General features: G+C 70.4%; 15 protein-coding genes and 1 pseudogene. 10 read left to right on the plus strand and 6 right to left on the minus strand.

Annotated features, from left to right (window positions below; genetic code table 11):
• Positions 1–2 precede the first annotated feature (2 nt).
• Entirely contained in the window at positions 3–887 is an 885-nt protein-coding gene (locus ACH4ZA_RS25010) for a hypothetical protein (RefSeq protein WP_398431701.1), read from the minus strand.
• A 152-nt stretch (positions 888–1,039) separates the two neighbouring features.
• Positions 1,040–1,845, minus strand: a pseudogene (locus ACH4ZA_RS25015) (hypothetical protein).
• Between the two features lie 169 nt (positions 1,846–2,014).
• Here ACH4ZA_RS25015 and ACH4ZA_RS25020 point away from each other — a divergent pair.
• Positions 2,015–3,091 (plus strand): sodium-dependent transporter, encoded by a 1,077-nt coding sequence (locus tag ACH4ZA_RS25020; RefSeq protein ID WP_398431702.1) that lies wholly within the window; start codon positions 2,015–2,017, stop codon positions 3,089–3,091.
• 27 nt (positions 3,092–3,118) lie between these two features.
• Here the strand turns inward: ACH4ZA_RS25020 and ACH4ZA_RS25025 are convergent, their stop codons facing one another.
• Both ACH4ZA_RS25025 and ACH4ZA_RS25030 read right to left on the minus strand, forming a co-directional pair.
• Positions 3,119–3,808: a response regulator gene (locus tag ACH4ZA_RS25025; protein WP_398431703.1), complete on the minus strand. Its 690-nt coding sequence runs from the start codon at positions 3,806–3,808 to the stop codon at positions 3,119–3,121.
• Positions 3,805–5,487, minus strand: a complete 1,683-nt coding sequence (locus tag ACH4ZA_RS25030) for an ATP-binding protein (protein WP_398431704.1) — start codon at positions 5,485–5,487, stop codon at positions 3,805–3,807. The genes ACH4ZA_RS25025 and ACH4ZA_RS25030 overlap by 4 nt, the downstream gene beginning before the upstream one ends.
• Positions 5,488–5,720: 233 nt before the next feature.
• Here ACH4ZA_RS25030 and ACH4ZA_RS25035 point away from each other — a divergent pair, with 233 nt between their 5' ends.
• From ACH4ZA_RS25035 to ACH4ZA_RS25045, 3 genes are read left to right on the plus strand one after another with little or no spacing between them, the layout of a single operon-like run.
• Positions 5,721–6,581 (plus strand): ABC transporter ATP-binding protein, encoded by an 861-nt coding sequence (locus ACH4ZA_RS25035; protein WP_398431705.1) that lies wholly within the window; start codon positions 5,721–5,723, stop codon positions 6,579–6,581.
• A complete protein-coding gene (locus ACH4ZA_RS25040; protein WP_398431706.1) occupies positions 6,578–7,459 on the plus strand; it encodes an ABC transporter permease in 882 nt (293 codons plus the stop codon). The genes ACH4ZA_RS25035 and ACH4ZA_RS25040 overlap by 4 nt, the downstream gene beginning before the upstream one ends.
• A 51-nt stretch (positions 7,460–7,510) precedes the next feature.
• Positions 7,511–8,599, plus strand: coding sequence for an ABC transporter substrate-binding protein (locus ACH4ZA_RS25045; RefSeq protein ID WP_398431707.1), 1,089 nt, complete (start codon positions 7,511–7,513; stop codon positions 8,597–8,599).
• A gap of 95 nt (positions 8,600–8,694) precedes the next feature.
• Here the strand turns inward: ACH4ZA_RS25045 and ACH4ZA_RS25050 are convergent, their stop codons facing one another.
• On the minus strand, positions 8,695–10,344 hold the full coding sequence (locus tag ACH4ZA_RS25050; RefSeq protein ID WP_398431708.1) for an alkaline phosphatase family protein: 1,650 nt from the start codon (positions 10,342–10,344) through the stop codon (positions 8,695–8,697).
• A gap of 222 nt (positions 10,345–10,566) precedes the next feature.
• Positions 10,567–11,883, minus strand: coding sequence for a HAMP domain-containing protein (locus tag ACH4ZA_RS25055; protein WP_398431709.1), 1,317 nt, complete (start codon positions 11,881–11,883; stop codon positions 10,567–10,569).
• A gap of 155 nt (positions 11,884–12,038) precedes the next feature.
• Here ACH4ZA_RS25055 and ACH4ZA_RS25060 point away from each other — a divergent pair, with 155 nt between their 5' ends.
• The 6 genes from ACH4ZA_RS25060 to ACH4ZA_RS25085 are packed head-to-tail and all read left to right on the plus strand — an operon-like array spanning position 12,039 to position 18,393.
• On the plus strand, positions 12,039–12,674 hold the full coding sequence (locus ACH4ZA_RS25060) for a hypothetical protein (RefSeq protein WP_398431710.1): 636 nt from the start codon (positions 12,039–12,041) through the stop codon (positions 12,672–12,674).
• A gap of 5 nt (positions 12,675–12,679) precedes the next feature.
• Complete coding sequence (locus ACH4ZA_RS25065; RefSeq protein ID WP_398431750.1) at positions 12,680–13,420, plus strand: ABC transporter ATP-binding protein; 741 nt, start codon at positions 12,680–12,682, stop codon at positions 13,418–13,420.
• Complete coding sequence (locus ACH4ZA_RS25070; RefSeq protein WP_398431711.1) at positions 13,407–14,069, plus strand: ABC transporter ATP-binding protein; 663 nt, start codon at positions 13,407–13,409, stop codon at positions 14,067–14,069. The genes ACH4ZA_RS25065 and ACH4ZA_RS25070 overlap by 14 nt, the downstream gene beginning before the upstream one ends.
• Entirely contained in the window at positions 14,066–16,717 is a 2,652-nt protein-coding gene (locus ACH4ZA_RS25075; RefSeq protein ID WP_398431712.1) for an FtsX-like permease family protein, read from the plus strand. Before ACH4ZA_RS25070 ends, ACH4ZA_RS25075 begins: the two co-directional genes overlap by 4 nt.
• Positions 16,718–16,771: 54 nt before the next feature.
• Positions 16,772–17,515, plus strand: coding sequence for a response regulator transcription factor (locus ACH4ZA_RS25080; RefSeq protein ID WP_398431713.1), 744 nt, complete (start codon positions 16,772–16,774; stop codon positions 17,513–17,515).
• Between the two features lie 41 nt (positions 17,516–17,556).
• Positions 17,557–18,393, plus strand: coding sequence for an ABC transporter permease (locus ACH4ZA_RS25085; protein ID WP_398431714.1), 837 nt, complete (start codon positions 17,557–17,559; stop codon positions 18,391–18,393).
• The last annotated feature ends 3 nt before the right edge of the window (positions 18,394–18,396 follow it).

Below are 18,396 nucleotides of genomic sequence, written 5' to 3' on the forward strand. Positions count from 1 at the left end.
ATTCAGTCGGCCCGCCGGGAGACCGGCTCCCACTCCGTCATCCGCGGTGTTCTGCGCTCCTGCACCTGCGCGTACGCCATCAGCCCGACCAGAACGGCCAGCAGCACGGCGGAAGATCCCGCAGTACCGAGGTCCAGGCCGCCCTTGGCGACCGGCTTGGTCAGAAAGTCCCCGGCGGTCGCACCGAGTGGCCGGGTGAACACGAAGGCGATCCAGAACAGCAGCACGTTCGGCACGACCGGCACCTTCATCAGCAGGACGAGGACGGCCAGTGCGCCCGTCACGAGCAGCGCGCCACCGGCGTAACCGAGGCCGGAGCTGTCGGAGAGGAAGTCGCCCATGGAGGTGCCGAGGGTGTTGGAGACGAGGATCGCCGACCAGAACAGGGCCTCGCCGCGGAAGGTGACGATGTCGCGGATCTGGAAGGTCATCCCGGTCGCCTTCCAGACGGCGAAGACGACCAGCAGGATCGAGACGAGGATCGCCGCCCCGGTGGGGTAACCGAGGCCGAGACCCTGCGGGCCCCAGCCGAGCGACGTGACTCCGCCGGAGAGGAACTTGGTGCTGGCGTCGCGGTTCATGAAGTCGGACATCGTGGTGCCGGCCATGCTGGTCGACAGGATCACGGTCCAGTAGAAGAACGGGTTGTAGTGGCCGGCCCTGAGCTGTACGACCAGGGTCACCACGAAGACCATGAACAGGGCGGTCGTCGTGAGGAAGTAGCCGAGTTTCAGGGTCTGCGCGAAGAGGTCGCCGGCCGTCTCGCCGAGGGTGGTCGCGGCGATCTTCATGATCCAGAACGCCAGGGTGACCTCGGGGAGTTTCTTCATGGCCGACTTCGTCGTGCTCGCCACGTCGAGGTCGGTGAGCATTTCCGGTTTCTGCAAGGTGGGGGGCTCCCATGCGGTCGAACAGCAGGGCGCCCGCCCGCGACGCGAGCAAGCACCCTGCGCGATCGAATGACTCCGAAGAGTGATCGCCGGAGTCGACCTTGGCAGCGTCACCCTGAACGCTTCCTGAACGCCTGCCGCGTGCCTGCTCAGGTCGCCTGTCGGGCGGCATGCTGCGGCTGTGCCACGTCCTTTCGGGTCACCGAGAGGTAGATGACCAGGCCGAGAATGACCGCGAGGAAGAGCGCGCTGGTGATGACCGTGCCCAGGCCCAGGCCGCCGTCTCCGCCGGGCTGAGGGAGGTAGTCGCCGATGGACGCGCCGAGCGGACGGGTGCGGATGTAGGCGATCCAGAAGCTCCACACCGCGTCCAGGCCGAGCTTGAAGTGCGCGAGGGCGACTGCGGCGATGGCCAGGCCGAACAGGACCGCGGAGAGCCAGTAGCCCAGGTCCATGCGCTCCGAGACCAGGTCACCGGCCGCGGTGCCGAGGGCGAAGGTGAACAGCACGGCGAGCCAGTAGTAGGACTCGCGGCTCGTGGTGTCGATGTGGTGGATGGACAGGGCCTGCTCACGCCGGTACCAGACCACGAAGACGATCGCCAGGACGACCGCGAAGACGGTGGTGCTGGTATCCAGCGGTACGCCCATGTTGTCCGTGAGGTTGTCGCTGATCAGCGTGCCGACGACGCTGATCAGGGCGACGGCGGGCAAGTACACCCCCGCGCGGTAGGCGCCGGTGCGGAACTGCACCACCAGGACGACCGCCAGCAGTGACCGGCCTTCTCGTTGAGCAGGTCGGCCGCGGTCTCGCCGACCGTCGTGCACAGCACCTTGATGACCCAGAAGTAGACGGTGACTTCGGGCACCTTGTTCCGGCCCAGTCGGCGACCGGACGGTGACACCTGGGAGTCGGCCGCCGAGAGCCCGGGCGTCTGTGCGGTCTCGTATGGCATGAGGCCCGACCGTGCCACGGGATACCTGAACGCATCCTGACTGCCGTGCGTCACCGGCTGCCCCATCCGCCTCACCCGAGCACCATGAGTGCCATGACGACTCGTGATCACGGCGCCTGCATAGCGGCGTTCCGCCCCGTCCCCTCCGCCGCCATGGAAGAAGGCCGCCTTGAACCGTCCGCCAGCCTCCCCACCGCCTGCCGACCGGGTGACGGCCTGGCTGCGCCACCGGCTCGGCCGGGCCGTAGTGCTCTCCTACGTCGCCGCCCTCTTCCTTCCCGGCCCCGGCCTGTGGCTGCGCAGCGACCACACCGTGCCGATCGGCACCGTGACCGGCCTGCCCCTGAGCACCGCCCCGCTGCTGCTGTCCCTGGTGCTCTTCTCCGCCGGACTCCAGGTACCGGTCCGCGAACTGGGCCGCCTGCTCCGCAAGCCGATCGCCCTGCTGGCCGGGATGGTCCTCCACCTCGTGATCCCGCTTCTGGTCATCCCCGTCGTCGCGTTCGGACTGCACCGCACCCCTGACAGCGACGGCGGCAGCGGACTGATCACCGCGATGATCCTGATCGTGGCGATGCCTGTGGCCGCCGGAGCCACCGTCTGGACCGGCAAGGGTGACGGTGACCAACCCACCATGGTGGGACTCGTCCTCGCCTCCACCCTCCTCAGCCCGCTCACCATCCCGCTGGTCATCACCACTTTGGTGCCACTCCTGGACGAGAGCTACGCGGACACGCTGGCAACGACCGGCCGCACGGCCAACGGCGGCTTCGCCCTCGTCACCGTGGTCCTCCCCTGTGCCGTCGGCATCCTGCTCCGACTCGCGCTGCCGACGACGTGGCTCAACCGGGCCCTGCGCGTGATCGTGCCCGTGACGCTGGCCGGATCGCTCGTCCTGACCTACGTCAACGCCAGTGGCGCCCTGGGCTCCTTCCTCGCCCACCCACGCCCCCTCCTGTTCGCCGCCGCACTGACCGTGGCTGCGCTCGTCTGCCTGCTGTCCTTCGCGTTGGGCCGGACCGCCGCGCGGCTCCTGCATCTGGACGGCCCCGTCTCCTCCTCGCTGACGCTCGCCTGTGGCATGAACAACAGCAGCGCGAGCGCGGTGCTGATCACCACCACGCTGCCCGACAAACCACACCTGCTCCTGCCAGTGCTCGCCTACGGGCTGCTGCAGAAGACAGCCGCGAGCCGGGTCGTGCGGACAGCGGGTCGTCGGCACCCGCCCTGCCCCGCGTCACCGTGAACGGGCTCGATGAACAACAACGTCCGCTCAGTGCGTGATGCGGTAGAGGTGCTCGGGGCGGCCGGTGGTCCCGTAGCGAAGTTCGAGCCGGACCATGCCCTCCCTGACCAGGTAGGAGAGGTAACGCTGGGCCGTGGCGCGGGAGACGCCGGTGCGTTCGGCGGCCTCCGCAGCCGACAGAGCGTCGTGCGCGCCGCGCAGGGTCTGGTGCAGCAGGGCAAGCGTCGGCGCGGAGTGCCCCTTCGCCGGGACGCGGGGCACGGCCGGCGGCCGGGCGGCGCTGAACAGAGCGTCCACGTCAGCCTGGTCGGTCTCGGGGACCGTCTCCAGGGCGTCCATACGGTGCTGGAGCTCCCGGTAGGCGGTGAGCCGCTCGGCGAGGTCGGGCGCGCCGAAGGGCTTGACCAGGTATCCGACGGCGCCGAGCTTCATCGCGATCCGTACCGAGGTGATGTCCCGGTCGGCGGTGATCATGATGGCGTCGGGGCGGTCGCCGCCCTCGTCGCCGCTGAGCCGGCGCAGCACGTCCAGTCCGCTGCCGTCCGGCAGGAAGATGTCGAGCAGCAGCAGGTCGGGGTGGAGGTCGCGCACCGCGGCCAGTGCCTCGGCCACGGTCGCTGCCTGGCCGACCACCTCGAAGCCCCGGACGCGGGACACGTAGTCGCAGTGGATGCGGCTCACTCGGAAGTCGTCGTCCACCACCAGGGTCCGGATCACCAGCGATCACCTCCTGCCACGCCGTCCAGTACCGGTGAAGCGGTCGTGAAGAGCGCGCCCCGTGGGCCGGGCGCGGTATCGGGCACCGGCAGCATCACGGTGAAGACTGCGCCGGGCCCTTCACTGACGGCAATCGTGCCGCCGTGCCGCTGCACCAGCCGGTGGACGAGCGCCAGGCCGAGGCCGCGCCGGGCGGTGCCGCGGTCCGGACGGGTCGACCAGCCGTCCTCGAAGATGGACTCGGCGGTGTCCGGCGGGATGCCGGGGCCGGTATCGGCCACCTCCACCCGCACCGCGTCGACGGCCTCGATCAGCGACAGACAGACCTCGGCACCGCCCGAGGGCGCCGGTCCGGTCGCGGACGCGTCGATCGCGTTGTCCAGCAGGTTGCCGATGATGGTCAGCAGCCGAGGCAGATGCGGCGGGTCCTCGCCGAGGGCGGAGTCCTCGCTGAGGACGATCCGCACCCCGCGTTCCGCGGCCACCGTGGTCTTGGCGACGATCAGTCCCACGAGCAGCGGGTTGCCGATCCGTTCCCGTACGGATTCGGTCAGCGCCTGCTCGGCGCCGGCCGTGTCGACGGCGAACTCGTAGGCGGCGTCGTGGTCGCCGATGTCCAGCAGCCCGGCCACGGTGTGCATTCGGTTGGTGAACTCGTGCTGCTGGGCGCGCAGCGCGTCCGTCAGCCCGCGCACCGAGTCCAGCTCGCGCAAGAGCCCGATCATCTCGGTGCGGTCGCGCACGGTGACCACGGCGCCCAGTTCCCGTCCGTGGAGGGCGACCGGCATCCGGTTGACGACCAGGCAGTGGTCGTCGGTGAGCACGCTGATGTCGCTGCCCACCAGGGTGCCGTCCAGGGCGCGGCGCAGCCGCCCGTCGGGCAGGACTTCCGCCAGCGTGCTGCCGAGCGCGGTGCCCAGTCCGAGCAGGTCGCGTGCCTCGTCGTTGACCAGCGTGATCCGGCCGTCCGGGTCGAAGGCGACGACTCCCTCACGGATTCCGTGCAGCATCGCCTCCCGGTCCTGCAACAGCCCGGCGATCTCCTCCAGCTCCAGCCCGAACGTCGTCCGCTTGAGCCGTCTGGCCAGCAGGAACGCGGCCGTCGAGCCGAGCGCGACGGCGATGGCGCTGTACAGGCCGAAGGTGGGCAGCTCACGCCACAGCTCACCCAGCACATAGTGCTCGGGGATCCCTGCGGACACCTCGGCGACCAGCTTGCCGGTGGGCCCGTACAGCGGGGCCTTGCCGTTGGCGGAACGCCCCGTCGCGCCCTGGTCGGTGCCGACATGCGTCCTGCCGTCCAGCACCACGATCCGATCCCCCGTCGGTTCACCGACCAGTGCCGGGTCGGGGTGCGAGTGGCGGACACCGCGCAGGTCGAGCACGACCACGTACGACGCGCCCGACGCCTTGCGGATCCTCTCGGCCACCGTCTGTACGACGTCGCCACCGCCCCCGTACTGCATGGCGCGGCGGATCTGTGGTTCCGCGGCCGTGGTCTCGGCGATGGCCAGGGCTCGCTTCTCGTAGGCACGGTCGATCTCGCCGCGCTGCGCGAAGGCGAACAGCACGAAACCGATCAGCCCGGTCAGCGCCAGGATGGCCAGCTGGTTGGCCAGAATTCGCGCGGAGAGCCGCCCCTTCCCACCGCGGCCGATCGGGATACGGATGCGTCTCACGGGTGTCTCTGCCTGTCGTACGGGGCCCGGGCGCGGCCCCTGCGCCGTACCCGTGGTGGCGTGATTGTGCTCCCGGCACCGGCCTTCTGCCCACCCCAGGCCGCTGAGCAGAACGAGCAAAAGCATGGCTAACACGACTAACGCGGGATACGGATGAAACAGCGACGTAACACCCGCCGGCCCCTAGCGTCTGCCTTCCTCGACCTCCGAGGTCAGGAAGGAGACAGCCTCAGATGGCTTCGCGAAACGATGCGGCGATGAGCCCGGTCGCCGAGAAATCCGGCCAGGACAGCGCGCGAGTCGAGATTTCCGGACTCACCAAACGATTTCTGACTCCCGCGGGTGAGGTGTTCACGGCGCTGCAGGACGTTTCGTTCACCGTGGAGCCCGGCCAGTTCTGCGCGGTGGTGGGCCCGACCGGCTGCGGGAAGTCCACGACGCTCGGCATGGTGTCCGGGCTCGACCGGCCCAGTGAGGGATCGGTCAAGGTCGGCGGCCGTGAGGTGAGCGGCGTCACCGACGGCGTCAGCTTCATGTTCCAGGCCGACGCCCTGCTGCCCTGGAAGACCGTCCTGGGCAATGTGCTGATGGGCCCGGTCTTCCGCAGGGTGCCCAAGCAGCAGGCCCAGGCCTCGGCGCGCGACTGGCTGCGCCGGGTGGGTCTGTCAGGGTTCGAGGACCGCTACCCGCACCAGCTCTCCGGCGGCATGCGCAAGCGCGTGGCGATGGCCGCGGCGCTGATCAACGAACCCCGGATCCTGATCATGGACGAGCCGTTCGGCGCCCTGGACGTGCAGACCAAGGCCATCATGTCGACCGAACTGCTCGGTCTGTGGGAGCAGATCCGCCCGTCGGTCATCTTCATCACCCACGACCTCGACGAGGCGGTGGCGCTCGCCGACCGGGTCGTCGTCATGACGTCCAGCCCCGGCTCGGTCAAGGCGGTCTTCGACATCGACCTGCCCCGTCCACGCGGCTCGGTCCAGGAGATCCGTTTCCAGCCGCGGTTCATCGAACTCCAGCACCAGATCTGGGACTCGCTGCGCGAGGAGGTGGAGCGCGCCTACGCACGCACCGCAGGAGGTACCGCATGAGCACGACGTCCGCTGTTTCGCCCGCTCCCGTCAAGGTCGGCGCGCCAGGCTCGGGCGCGTTGGCCGCCAAGCGCGCTCTGCGGCGCCGCGTCGCCCTGGTGTGGGCGGGCCGTATCGGCCTCGCGGTCCTCGTCGTCGGCGGCTGGCAGGCCTTCACGACCTGGGGGATCGTCGACCCGTTCTTCTTCGGGCAGCCCTCCGGCATCGCCAAACGGCTGGTCGACCTCTTCCAGCAGGGCACCGAGTTCGGGTCCTTCTACGCCAATATCTGGACGACGATCCAGGAGGCGCTCGCCGGCTTCGCCCTCGGAGCCGTCACCGGAGTGGTCTTCGGTGTCGCCCTCGGTCAGAGCCGCTACCTCTCCGACGTCCTCGGCCCCTACATCAAAATGGTCAACGCGATCCCGCGCATCGTCCTCGGCTCGATCTTCATCGTCGCGTTCGGCATCGGCGTGCTGCCCAAGATCCTGCTCGCCGCGGTACTGGTCTTCTTCATCGTCTTCTTCAACGCCTTCCAGGGCGTGCGTGAGGTGGACCGCAACATCCTGGCCAATGCCAAGGTGCTCGGCGCCTCGCAGATGCAGATCATCCGGCACGTCATCGTGCCGTCCGCGCTGACCTGGATCATCGCCAGCCTGCACAGCGCCTTCGGTTTCGCCATCGTCGGCGCGCTGGTCGGCGAGGTGCTCGGCGCGCAGAGCGGCCTTGGCCTGGTCATCAAGACCGCGCAGAACAACTTCGACCCCAACGGCGTGTTCGCCACGATGCTCGTCATCTCGGTCATCGTGCTCGGCGCCGAGTGGCTGATCGGCAAGCTCGAACACCGGCTGCTGTCCTGGCGGCCGCCGGCCCCCTCCGAGGCCTCGAACGCCCTCTGACCCCCTGTCTCCCCTCCTCTGTTCCACCTAGCAAAAGGAATGTGGCCAGCCATGCCCAGACGACCCGTCGCCGTCGCCGCGTCTCTCCTCACCGTCCTCGCCCTCGGCGGAGTCAGCGCCTGTTCCGGCAACTCCTCGGCCTCAACCAGCAGTTCGGGCTCCACGCCGACCGTCAAGCTCATGGCCGGCGGCCTCGACAAGCAGATCTACCTGCCGTACCAGCTCGCCCAGCAGCTGGGCTTCTACAAGAAGTACGGCGTCGACGTCCAGCTCAGCACCGAGCAGGACGGCGGCGTCGGCGCTGAGGAGGCCATGGCCTCGGGGCAGGTCGACATGGCCGGCGCCTGGTACAACCACACCATCGAGTTCCAGGCCAAGGGCAAGGCGGTCGAGGACGTCGTCCAGCTCTCCGGCGCGCCGGGCGAGCGCGAGATGTGCACCAAGAAGTCGGGCGTCACTTCGGGCGCCGACTTCAAGGGCAAGACCCTCGGCGTCACCGACCTGGGCTCGGGAACCGACACCCTCACCCAGTTCCTGGCCGCGAAGAAGGGTGTCAAGACCGGCCAGTTCCACCGGATCGGGGTCGGCGCGGGCTCCACGGCCATCGCCGCGCTGCAGAACGGCAAGGTCGACTGCGTCATGACGACACAGCCGACGGTCGCCGCGATCGAGAAGAAAGGCGTGGGGACGTCCGCGATCGACCTGGCCACCACGCAGGGCGCGACAGCGGCGATGGGCGGCGCCTATCCCGCGGCCGGCGTGCTCGCCCGCACCGACTGGGTGAACTCGCACAAGGACACCGTGCAGAAGGTCGTCGACGCGCTCGTCGCCACCATGCACTGGATCAACACCCACAGCGCGGCCGACATAGCGAACAAGCTGCCGACATCATTCGTGTCGAACCAACTGGTCAGCAAGGCCGACTACATCACGGCCCTGACCCAGGACAAGGGGCAGTTCCTCCCGGACGGCATCATGCCGGCCGGCGGCCCGAAGACCTCCCTGGCGACGGAACAGTTGGTCGGCAACGTGAAGGGCTCGGTGGATCTCAGCAAGACGTTCACCAACAAGTTCGCCCTCCAGGCCAACAAGACCGAGGGCTTCAAGACCACCACGACCCCGGCAGGACCGACCGGCTGATTCTCCTACCCGGCACGATGCCGCCCAGGTGACTTCCACCTGGGCGGCGAGCTGTCGTCATCCCGAAGTTCCGTAGCCCCGAACGAGCGAGGTCGTCAGCGGACCGGCAGCACCCTGGTGTGCTCCTCGCGCACAGCCTGCAGAGAGCGGGGGTTCAGACCGAGCAGGCTCAGGATCGTCGGTGCGATCTGCTTGGTCTGCACGCTCGCGGAGTCGCGCACGCCGTCCGGAACCGAGGCGCCCGACACCACCAGCGGAACGTCGAGGTCGTCAGCGTGGGCGCCGCCGTGCTCGGCGATCTTCTTGGTGCCGCCGGTGTAGACGACGCCGTACTGCGCGAGGCCGAAGATGTCCGGGACACGGGTGTCGCCGGCTTCGACGTGGAAGTAGTGGGCCGCGGCCTTCCCTGCGTAGACCTTGCTGAGCCCGCTGCGGGTGAAGGTCCTGGGCGCGGCGTTGATGTCGGTGCCGGTGCCGCTCTGCGCCAGCAGGTACCTCTTTGCGAACTCGGTGGCGGCTTGCGAGCGGTCGGTCAGCCAGAGCAGCATCGCGTCCTCGTCCACGGAGTGCGCGACCAGATCACCGGCGGCGGGATGGAGTTGCTTCCAGGCGGCGTTGAGTCCGTCCAGCAGCGGGCCGTCGTCGATCCGGGTGAGCGCGGTGGGGTCGGTGGGCGACTGACCGTGCTTGGCGGACAGGATGACCGTGGTGCTGCCGGCCAGGTGCCGCTTGGCGATCTCAGAAGTCAGGGCACCGATCTGCGCGTTGACGAAGTCCAGGTTCTTCGCCAGCAGCGGTCCGGGCACGTTCTTGGCGGTATAGCCGCCCTTGAGGCCGTCGGAGGCGGGCAGCTTCTGCGCGGTGGACACCGACTGGAAGTTGAGGCCGAAGATCGCCGGGGTGCCGACCCTGTGGGTACGGCTGTGGTCGTAGCCGTCGATCTCGTTGAGGACGGCCTTCACCTTGTAGCCGTCGTACTGTTCCGTGGCCTGGTTGTCCTTGGTCCAGTCGTCGCCGGCCGGGTAGCCCAGGGCGTCGCTGTTGATCTCGGGCGTGAACAGGTCCTGGACGCCGGTGCCCGAGGGCCCGTTGAGGATTTCGTACGCCGCGTGCTTGTCCGACCACGCGGTGCGCAGGCCCGCGCTGCGGGCCACCTCGAAGACGGTGTTCACCTTGAGGTAGGAGTGCGGGTAGACCGGTTTGCAGGTCTTGGGGTCGACCGGCAGCTTGGAGGCGTTGATCAGGCTCGCCGGGTTGCCCGTCATCGACAGGATACTGTCCGGCAGGCCGGTGAGGCCCTGACCGGCGTCGATGGATGCCTGGTTCTTGTCCAGGTCCTCCGTGAGGTCCACCTCGACACCGGGCTTGACGGCCTTGCAGCTGGTGGTCCCGGCGGGCAGGAGCGCCGCGTTGTAGGTGTCGTCGTAGTAGACGCCGGTGGTGCCGGGGCCGCCACCGGTCGCCTGGGCGACCATGCCGGGGAAGGAGTCGGACGGCGTGGTGGTCCTGGCGTGGGTGTACTCCACGCCGCCGCCGACCAGCCGCGCCAGTGCCGAGTTCGGGTGCCGGGAGACGTACCAGGCCAGGTCCGACTGGTGCAGTCCGTCGACCGAGATCAGCAGGACGTGCTTGGCAGGGGCCTGGTGGTGGGAGGCGGCGAACGCCGAGGGCTGGACGGCGGTCACGCCGGTCAGGGCTCCGGCGGCAGCGAGAACGGCTGCGAGTCTGACATGACTTCTGGACATGTGTACATCTCCCGGCTCTTTGGGGCGATTTGCGAGGCGGGCCCATCAGAGTCGCGTCTTGCGTACCGGAAACGGCACATGTGTGAACGCACACGGAAGAAGCGGTCGTGTCTTCATCAAGCAGGTCTGTTTTTCTTCAAGACCGACGGACGGCCACAGACCTGTCGAGCAGCCCGGTCCGTGAGAGAGCCACGACCGGGAGGGCGGCGCAGGACGGTCCTCTCACCCAGACGACTCCTGTGCCTCGTCCCGGTCGACGGGAATGAGCAAAGTGAAGGTGGCAGGGCGAGCACTGGCCAGGGAGATCCTGCCGCCGAGCGAGACGGCCAGGTCCCGGGCGAGAGCCAGGCCGATACCCGCTCCCGGTCCGCCCCCGGTGTGGCCCCGGTCGAACAGCCGGGCCGGCTCGCCCGCCACGGCACCCTCGTCGCTCACGTCGATGGCGAGGGCGTCCTCCAGGTCCCGCACGGTGACCCGGACGGTGCCGCGCCCATGCACGCGGGCGTTGTCCAGCAGGATGCCGAGCACCTCCGACACGGGCGCGCCTGGGACCAGGACATCGGTCGGTGTGTCCCGTGCGGCGCACTCCAGGCGTCTGCCGTCCCTGGCGAACAGGCCGTGCCAGCGTGCCTCGGCGTCCCGCAGCAGTTGCCCCACCGCGATCTTCCCGGCGGCGGAGGGGGACACCTTGCTGGCACCCGACAGACGCAGCACCTCCTCCACCGTGTGGTGCAGTCGGTGGGTGGTGGCCAGTGCTTCGGTCAGGACGGGTCGCAGCCCGGCGTCGTCGTCCTCGGCGAGGCCCGCCTCCAGGGCGAGTTGCAGACCGGTGAGGGGGGTGCGCAGCTGGTGGGAGGCGTTGGCGGTGAAGTCGCGTTCGTGACGGAGGAGTTCGGAGAGGCTGTGCAGCATCTCGTTGTGGGTGCGGGCGACCTGGTCGATCTCGCCGATGCTGCTGGGGGCGGCACGGGCGTTCAGGTCGCCCTCGGTCACGGCCCGGCAGTGGCGGGACAGATCCTCCAACGGGGCTGCTAGGGCCCGTGCCTGACGGCGGGCCACGACCACCGCGACGGCCAGCGCCAACACCGCCACCCCCAGCAGCACCGCCCACGCGACGAGGACGCGGTCGCGCACGGAGGCTGCAGGGGACGAGACCCGCACGACGCCGATCACCTGCTCGGCGTGGGAGACGGGCACGGTGACCACCAGGTCGCCGCCCGAGTGGCCCCGTACGGCCTCACCGCCCAAGGCTCGACGGACCGGGGCGTCGCCCGAACGGGGGCCGCTGCCCGCCCGCAGCCGCGACTGCGGGTCGTACAGACCGAGGTGGCCGCCTGCCGGGGGGCTCGGCAGTTCCGCCGGGTCGCCGGTCGCGTAGTCCGGGCTCACGCGTACGGCCGCGGCCAGGGCGGACCGCTCCAGGGTGTCGCGCTGGTCGGCGTACAGGGACGACCTGATGGCCAGGGCGAGCGGGACGGCGAGGAGGACGACGGCGACCAGAGCGGCGGTCAGGGCGACTCGCACCACACGCTGTCTCATGACCCCATCATGCGGGCCGTTCACCTGGGCGGACGTGCTGCGCCACACGGTTTTGCCGTCCTCTAACCCGCGGCGAGCAAGGCGTTAACCGGCCTCTCCCTAGCGTCGGTGCTGTGGATCTACTGGTCCGAGGACTCCCCTGGAGGGCAGTGGTCATGGCAGCACGCACACGGACGTACGCGGTCGTCGGACTGGCCTTGGTGGCAGCGGTCACCGCGGGGTGTTCCGGGACGGGTTCGGGCTCCGGTTCGACGACGTCCCCGGCCGGTTCCTCCTCCGGAGGCGGCGGGCAGAACAACGCGGCGCCCACCGAGTCCAACCCTCCCGGGGACATCCCCGACAACCAGGCCTTCGTCGCCTACCGGCCGAGCGGCGGTTCCTTCACCGGCTTCACGGTCAAGGTGCCCGAGGGCTGGGCCCGCACCGGCCAGGGCGGCACCACCGTGTTCACGGACAAGCTCAACACGGTCAAGATCACGGCGGTTTCCGCCGCCGCGCCGACCACCGGCTCGGTCACCAGCAAGGTGATACCGCAACTGCGTTCCCAGGTACCGAAGTTCGCCGCTCCCAAGGTGTCTGAGGTGACGCGACACGCCGGCCGTGTGGTCCTGCTGACCTACCAGGGCGACTCGGCGAAGGACCCGGTGACCGGCAAGGTCGTGCGGGACGCGTTCGAACGGTATGCCTTCTATCGCGCGGGACACGAGGTCGACCTGACCCTGTCCGGCCCGGTCAATGCGGACAACGTCGATCCATGGCGCATCGTCAGCGACTCCTTCGCGTGGCGGTGAGCGCGATGCCGGTCGACTCGTACGACTCCCGCGGCCCGGCCGACGATGTGTTGACCGCCCGAGAGCTGTACCGCTTCTATCGGGCCGGCGAGGAGGAGACGCTCGCGCTGCGCGGGGTGTCGCTGACGGTGCGACGCGGTGAGACCGTCGCGGTGGTGGGACCCTCCGGGGCCGGAAAGTCGACTCTGCTGGCGTGCCTGGCCGGACTCGACGAACCCTCCGGCGGCGAGGTCCACGTGAGCGGCATACGGATCAGCCACCGGCCGGAGGCCGAGCGGGCCCGGCTGCGCGCCCGCCACATCGGCGTCCTGCTGCAGACCCGCAATCTGCTGCCCCACCTGAACGTGCTCGACAACGTCCGCCTGCCGCAGCGGGCGCAGGGCCGCAGGGCCCCCGTCCCGGCCCAGACCCTGCTGGCGCAGGTCGGGCTGGCCGGGCGGGCACGTGCCCTGCCCCGGCAGCTGTCGGGTGGCGAGCTGGCGCGGGCTGGGCTCGCCGTCGCCCTGGCCAACGCGCCTGCCGTGCTGCTCGCCGACGAACCGACCGGCGAACTCGACGGCGAGACAGAACAGTTGGTGCTTTCGCTGCTGCGGGAGCGGGCCGCGGAAGGCTGCGCGGTGCTGCTCGTCACGCACAGCGCGGAGGCGGTCCGGGTCGCGGACCGGGTGATCACCCTGACGGACGGCAGGGCCACCGGTGCCCCGCCGCCGAACGACCGCGAGGAGGCACACGATGTCGTCGGATGACGTGCTCGTCAGCTGCACGGACGCGGCCCTGACCTTCGGCCGGGGAGTCCAGGCGGTGGTGGCCGTGCACGGCGCCGGCCTGACGATCCGGGCCGGGGACCGGCTCGCGGTGGTCGGCCCCTCGGGATCGGGCAAGAGCTCGCTGCTCCATCTGATCGCCGGACTCGAACAGCCCACCAGCGGCACCGTCACCCGCGCCGCCTCCCTCGGGCCGTACGACATCGGCCTCGTCTTCCAGGGCGACAGCCTGATCCCCGCCCTGAACGTGGCAGAGAACACCGCCCTGCCCCTGGTCCTCACCGACTGCGCGGAGGACGAGGCCAGGCGGGCCGCGCTCGCCGCGCTCGCCCGGGTGGACGCCGCCGACCTCGCCGAACGGCTGCCCGAGGAGATCTCCGGCGGCCAGGCCCAACGGGTGGCCGCCGCCCGGGTGCTGGCCCAGGCGCCTCGCCTGATCCTCGCCGACGAACCCACCGGCCGCCTCGATCACGCCACCGGCGCCCGTGTCCTGGACGCCCTGCTGACGGCCGCCGACCACACCGGTGCGGCCCTCGTCGTCACCACCCACGATCCGGCCGTCGCTGCCCGGCTCGCCGTCCGGCGCAGCATGCACGACGGACGGCTGCTCGCACCCGAGGAGGTGTCATGATCACCGCATGGGCGCACGGCCTGGCCCGCCACCGCACAGGTCGGCTGCTGGCCGCCCTGGCAGGCGTCACGCTCGCGGTCGCCCTCGTCGCCGCGCTCGGCTCCTTCCTCACCGCGTCCAAGGCGACCATGACCCAGCGCGCCCTGCGCTCGGTCGCCGTGGACTGGCAGGTCCAGGTGCAGCCCGGCGCCGACCCGAACGCCGTCCTGTCGCTCGTCCAGAAGACTCCCGGCACCCGCACCGCGCTGCCCGTCGGCTTCGCCCACACCAGCGGCTTCACGGCCCGTGTGCAGGGCAGCACCCAGACCACCGGCCCCGGTGTCGCCCTCGGGCTGCCCGACGGCTACCGTGCCCGCTTCCCGGACGCCGTCCGTACGCTGTCGGGCTCCTCCACCGGCGTCCTGCTGGCCCAGCAGACCGCCTCCAACCTGCACGCCGCCCCGGGCGACACCATCGGCATCCAGCTTCCCGGTGCCGGCACGCGCCAGATCAAGGTGGACGGCGTGGTCGACCTGCCCCAGGCCGACTCCCTCTTCCAGACCGTCGGCGCCCCCAGCCAGTCGCAGCCGACCGCGCCCCCGGACAACGTCGTCCTGCTGCCCGCCGCCCGGTTCGCCTCCCTCACCCGCGGTGCCACGGCCGTGACCACCCAGATCCACGCCGCCCGCGGCAACACCGGGCTGCCCTCCGACCCGGCCGCCGCGTTCTCCTCGGTCACCGGTGCCGCCCACAACCTGGAGGCTCGCTCGGCAGGCACCGCCCTGGTCGGCAACAACATCGGCGCCGCCCTCGACTCCGCCCGCCAGGACGCCCTGTACGCCCAGATCCTCTTCCTCTTCCTCGGCGTGCCGGGCGCGGTCCTGGCGGCCGCGCTGACGGCGGCGGTCGCCTCGGCCGGCGGTGAACGGCGGCGCCAGGAACAGGGGTTGCTGCGACTTCGCGGGCTGCGGCCCCGTCAGATCACCGGCCTTGCGAGCCTGGAAGCCTCCCTCATCGGCCTCGCCGGGGGCCTGGCGGGGCTGGGTGTCGCGGCGCTCACCGGCCGTCTCGCGTTCGGTGCGGCCTCGTTCGGCGCGAGCGCGGGGCAGTGGGTCGTCTGGTACGCGATCGCCTTCGTCCTGGGAGCCGCGGTGGCCGCCGGTGCCGTTCTCGTCCCCGCGCTGCGGGACCTGCGCTCGGTCACCGTCGCCGACACCCGCAAACAGGAGGGCGTACGCCCCTCCCGGTCGCCCTGGTGGCTACGGTACGGCCTGGACTTCGTGCTCCTGATCGGCTCGTGGCTGGTCTTCCGTGCCTCCTCCGGCAACCAGTACGCGCTGGTCCTCGCCCCCGAGGGCGTTCCCAGCATCTCCGTGTCGTACTGGGCCTTCCTCGGCCCCGCCCTGCTGTGGATCGGCGCGGCCCTGCTGCTGTGGCGCCTGACCCTGCTGGTCCTCACCCGTGGCCGTGCCGTGCTGACCAGGCTGGCCCGCCCGCTGACCGCGACCCTGGCCGGGACCACCGCGGCCGTACTGACCCGGCGCCGGCGACCGCTCGCCCGCTCGGTGGTGCTGCTCGCCCTGGCCGTCTCCTTCGCCGTGTCCACCGCCGTCTTCAACGCCACGTACCACCAGCAGGCCGAGGTCGACGCCCGGCTGACCAACGGCGCCGACGTCACCGTCACCGAACCGCCCGGGGCCCGGGTCCCGCCTGCTTCCGGAGCGGCCCTGAAGATCTCGGGTGTCCGCCACGTCGAACCCCTTCAGCACCGCTTCGCCTATGTCGGCTCCGATCTTCAGGACCTCTACGGCGTCCGCCCGGACACCATCGCCGGGGCCACGTCGCTCCAGGACGCGTACTTCGCCGGAGGAACCGCCCGGCAGCTGATGCAACGCCTTGCCCAGCATCCGGACAACCTCCTGGTCAGCGTCGAGACCGCCAAGGATTTCCAGCTCTCCCCCGGCGACACCGTCAATCTGCGCGTCCAGGACGCCCGCACCAAGGCCCTGCACACGGTCCCCTTCCACTACGCGGGCATCGCCAAGGAGTTCCCCACCGCGCCCAAGGACAGCTTCTTCGTCGCCAACGCCTCCTACGTCGCCAAGGCCACTGGCAGCGACGCGGTGGGCGCCTTCCTCCTCGACACCGGCGGCAGCCACCAGAAGCAGATCGCCGCACAGCTGCGCGGGCAGCTCGGCACAGGTGCCAGCGTCACCGACCTCACCCAGACCCGCGGCACCGTCGGCACCAGCCTGACCTCGGTCGACCTGGCGGGCCTGACGCGCATCGAACTCGCCTTCGCGGTGCTGCTGGCTGCGGGAGCCGGCGGGCTCGTCCTCGCCCTCGGACTCGCCGAACGCCGCCGTACCTTCGCCATCGCCACGGTCCTCGGCGCGCGGGCACGTCACCTGCGCGGCATGGTCCTCGCCGAGGCCCTGCTGCTGGCCGCCGGCGGTCTCGCCGGAGGCGCCCTGATCGGCTGGGCCCTGTCACAGATGCTGGTCAAGGTCCTGACCGGCGTCTTCGATCCGCCACCCGCGGGCCTCTCGGTCCCCGGCGCCTACCTCGCACTCACCGGCGCCGCCGCCGTCGCCGCCATCGTCGCCGCGGCCCTCAACGGCATCCGCAGGACCCGACGCCCCGCCGTGGAGGAGCTCCGCGACCTGTGAACACTCCCCGCGCGCGACGGGCTCGTCGCCCTGTCCGCTCCTAGGCTGTCGTCCATGCGCACGCCCGCCGCACCGGCCCACCACCACCGTGTCCTCGTCGTCGAGGACGACGACACCATCGGCCGCCATCTGGAAGCCGGCCTGCGCGGCCACGAGTACGCGCCGACCTGGTGCCGTACGGGGGCGGGCGCCCTGGCCGAGGCCGCGCGGGCACCGTACGACGTGCTGCTGCTGGACCTGGGACTGCCCGACATGGACGGTCTGGACGTGGCCCGGGATCTGCGGGCCCGCCTGCCCGATCTGCTGATCGTGGTGCTGACCGCGCGGACCGAGGACATCGACGTCATCGCCGGACTGGATGCCGGGGCCGACGACTATCTCGTCAAGCCGTTCAGCATGACCGTGCTGCTCGCCCGGCTGCGAGCGCATCTGCGGCGGCAGGCAGTGGCCGCCCCGGTCCGGAAGCCGGTGCGGCTGGGCGATCTGGTCGTCGACGTCTCCGCCCGCCGATGCGCGCTGCACGGTGTCGAGATCCCCCTGCGGGCCAAGGAGTTCGACCTGCTCGCGGTGCTGGCCGAGCGGGTCGGCGAGGCGGTGTCGCGGGAGACGTTGATGGCCGAGGTGTGGGACGAGAACTGGTTCGGGCCCACCAAGACTCTCGATGTGACGATGGCGGGTCTGCGGCGCAGCCTGACCGAGGCGGCGCAGGCCAGGGGCGGTCCTGTCAGCCTGCCGGAGATCACTACGCTGCGAGGGCATGGATACCGGCTGGACCGGCCGCCGGATCCGGTGGGTTGAGAATCGGCTGACGTGTCCGCGAGCAAGGACAGGTGGGGAACGTGACGTCGAGTGCGACATCCCTCGTACCGGTCGACATCACCCTCGGCGTCCTGCTCGCCGCTCTGCTCCTGGCGGCGGCCGTGGTCGCGGCGCGGTTCCGTCTCGACCCGCACCCGTACCGGAGCCGAGCCCGGGAGATCATCGTTGCCGGACTGAGGGCCGCGACCCAGCTGGCCGTCGTGTCGGTGGTCATCACGTGGGCCGTCAAGTCCGTGGCAGGGCTGTTGGCCTTCCTGGTCGTCATGTTCTCGGTGGCGGTGCGTACGGCCGGACGGAGGATCACCAGCGACCACACCTGGTGGCTCACGGCCGCCCCGATCGCCGCAGGCGTGGTTCCGGTCGTCGCGGTCCTGCTGCTGACGGGGCTCGTCCCGCTGCGGGGCATAGCACTGATCCCGATCACGGGCATCCTCATCGGCGGCGCACTCACGGTGACCGTCCTCGCCGGACGTCGTGCCCTGGACGAACTGACCCAGCGCCATGGGGAGGTGGAAGCCGCGATGGCCCTGGGCTTCCCGGACCGGGACGCACGGATGGAGATCGCACGGCCGGCGGCATCGGAGGCACTGCTGCCCGGCCTCGACCAGACTCGGACGGTGGGGTTGGTCACCCTCCCTGGTGCTTTCGTCGGCATGCTGATGGCAGGGGCGAGTCCCGTGATGGCCGGGGCGGTGCAGTTGTTCGTCCTGATCGCGCTCATGACAGTGCAGTCCGTCGCGGTCGCGGTGACGCTCGAACTCATCGCCCGCGATCACCTGCACCGCCCGGTAGCCAGCGCGCCGACGGGATCGCCGCGCAAGGCGAGGTGGCCGATGAAACGGCTGCCGCGTCGCTGAGGA

Origin of the sequence: Streptomyces sp. NPDC020597, assembly GCF_044335095.1 — a bacterium.
GTDB lineage: Bacteria > Actinomycetota > Actinomycetes > Streptomycetales > Streptomycetaceae > Streptomyces.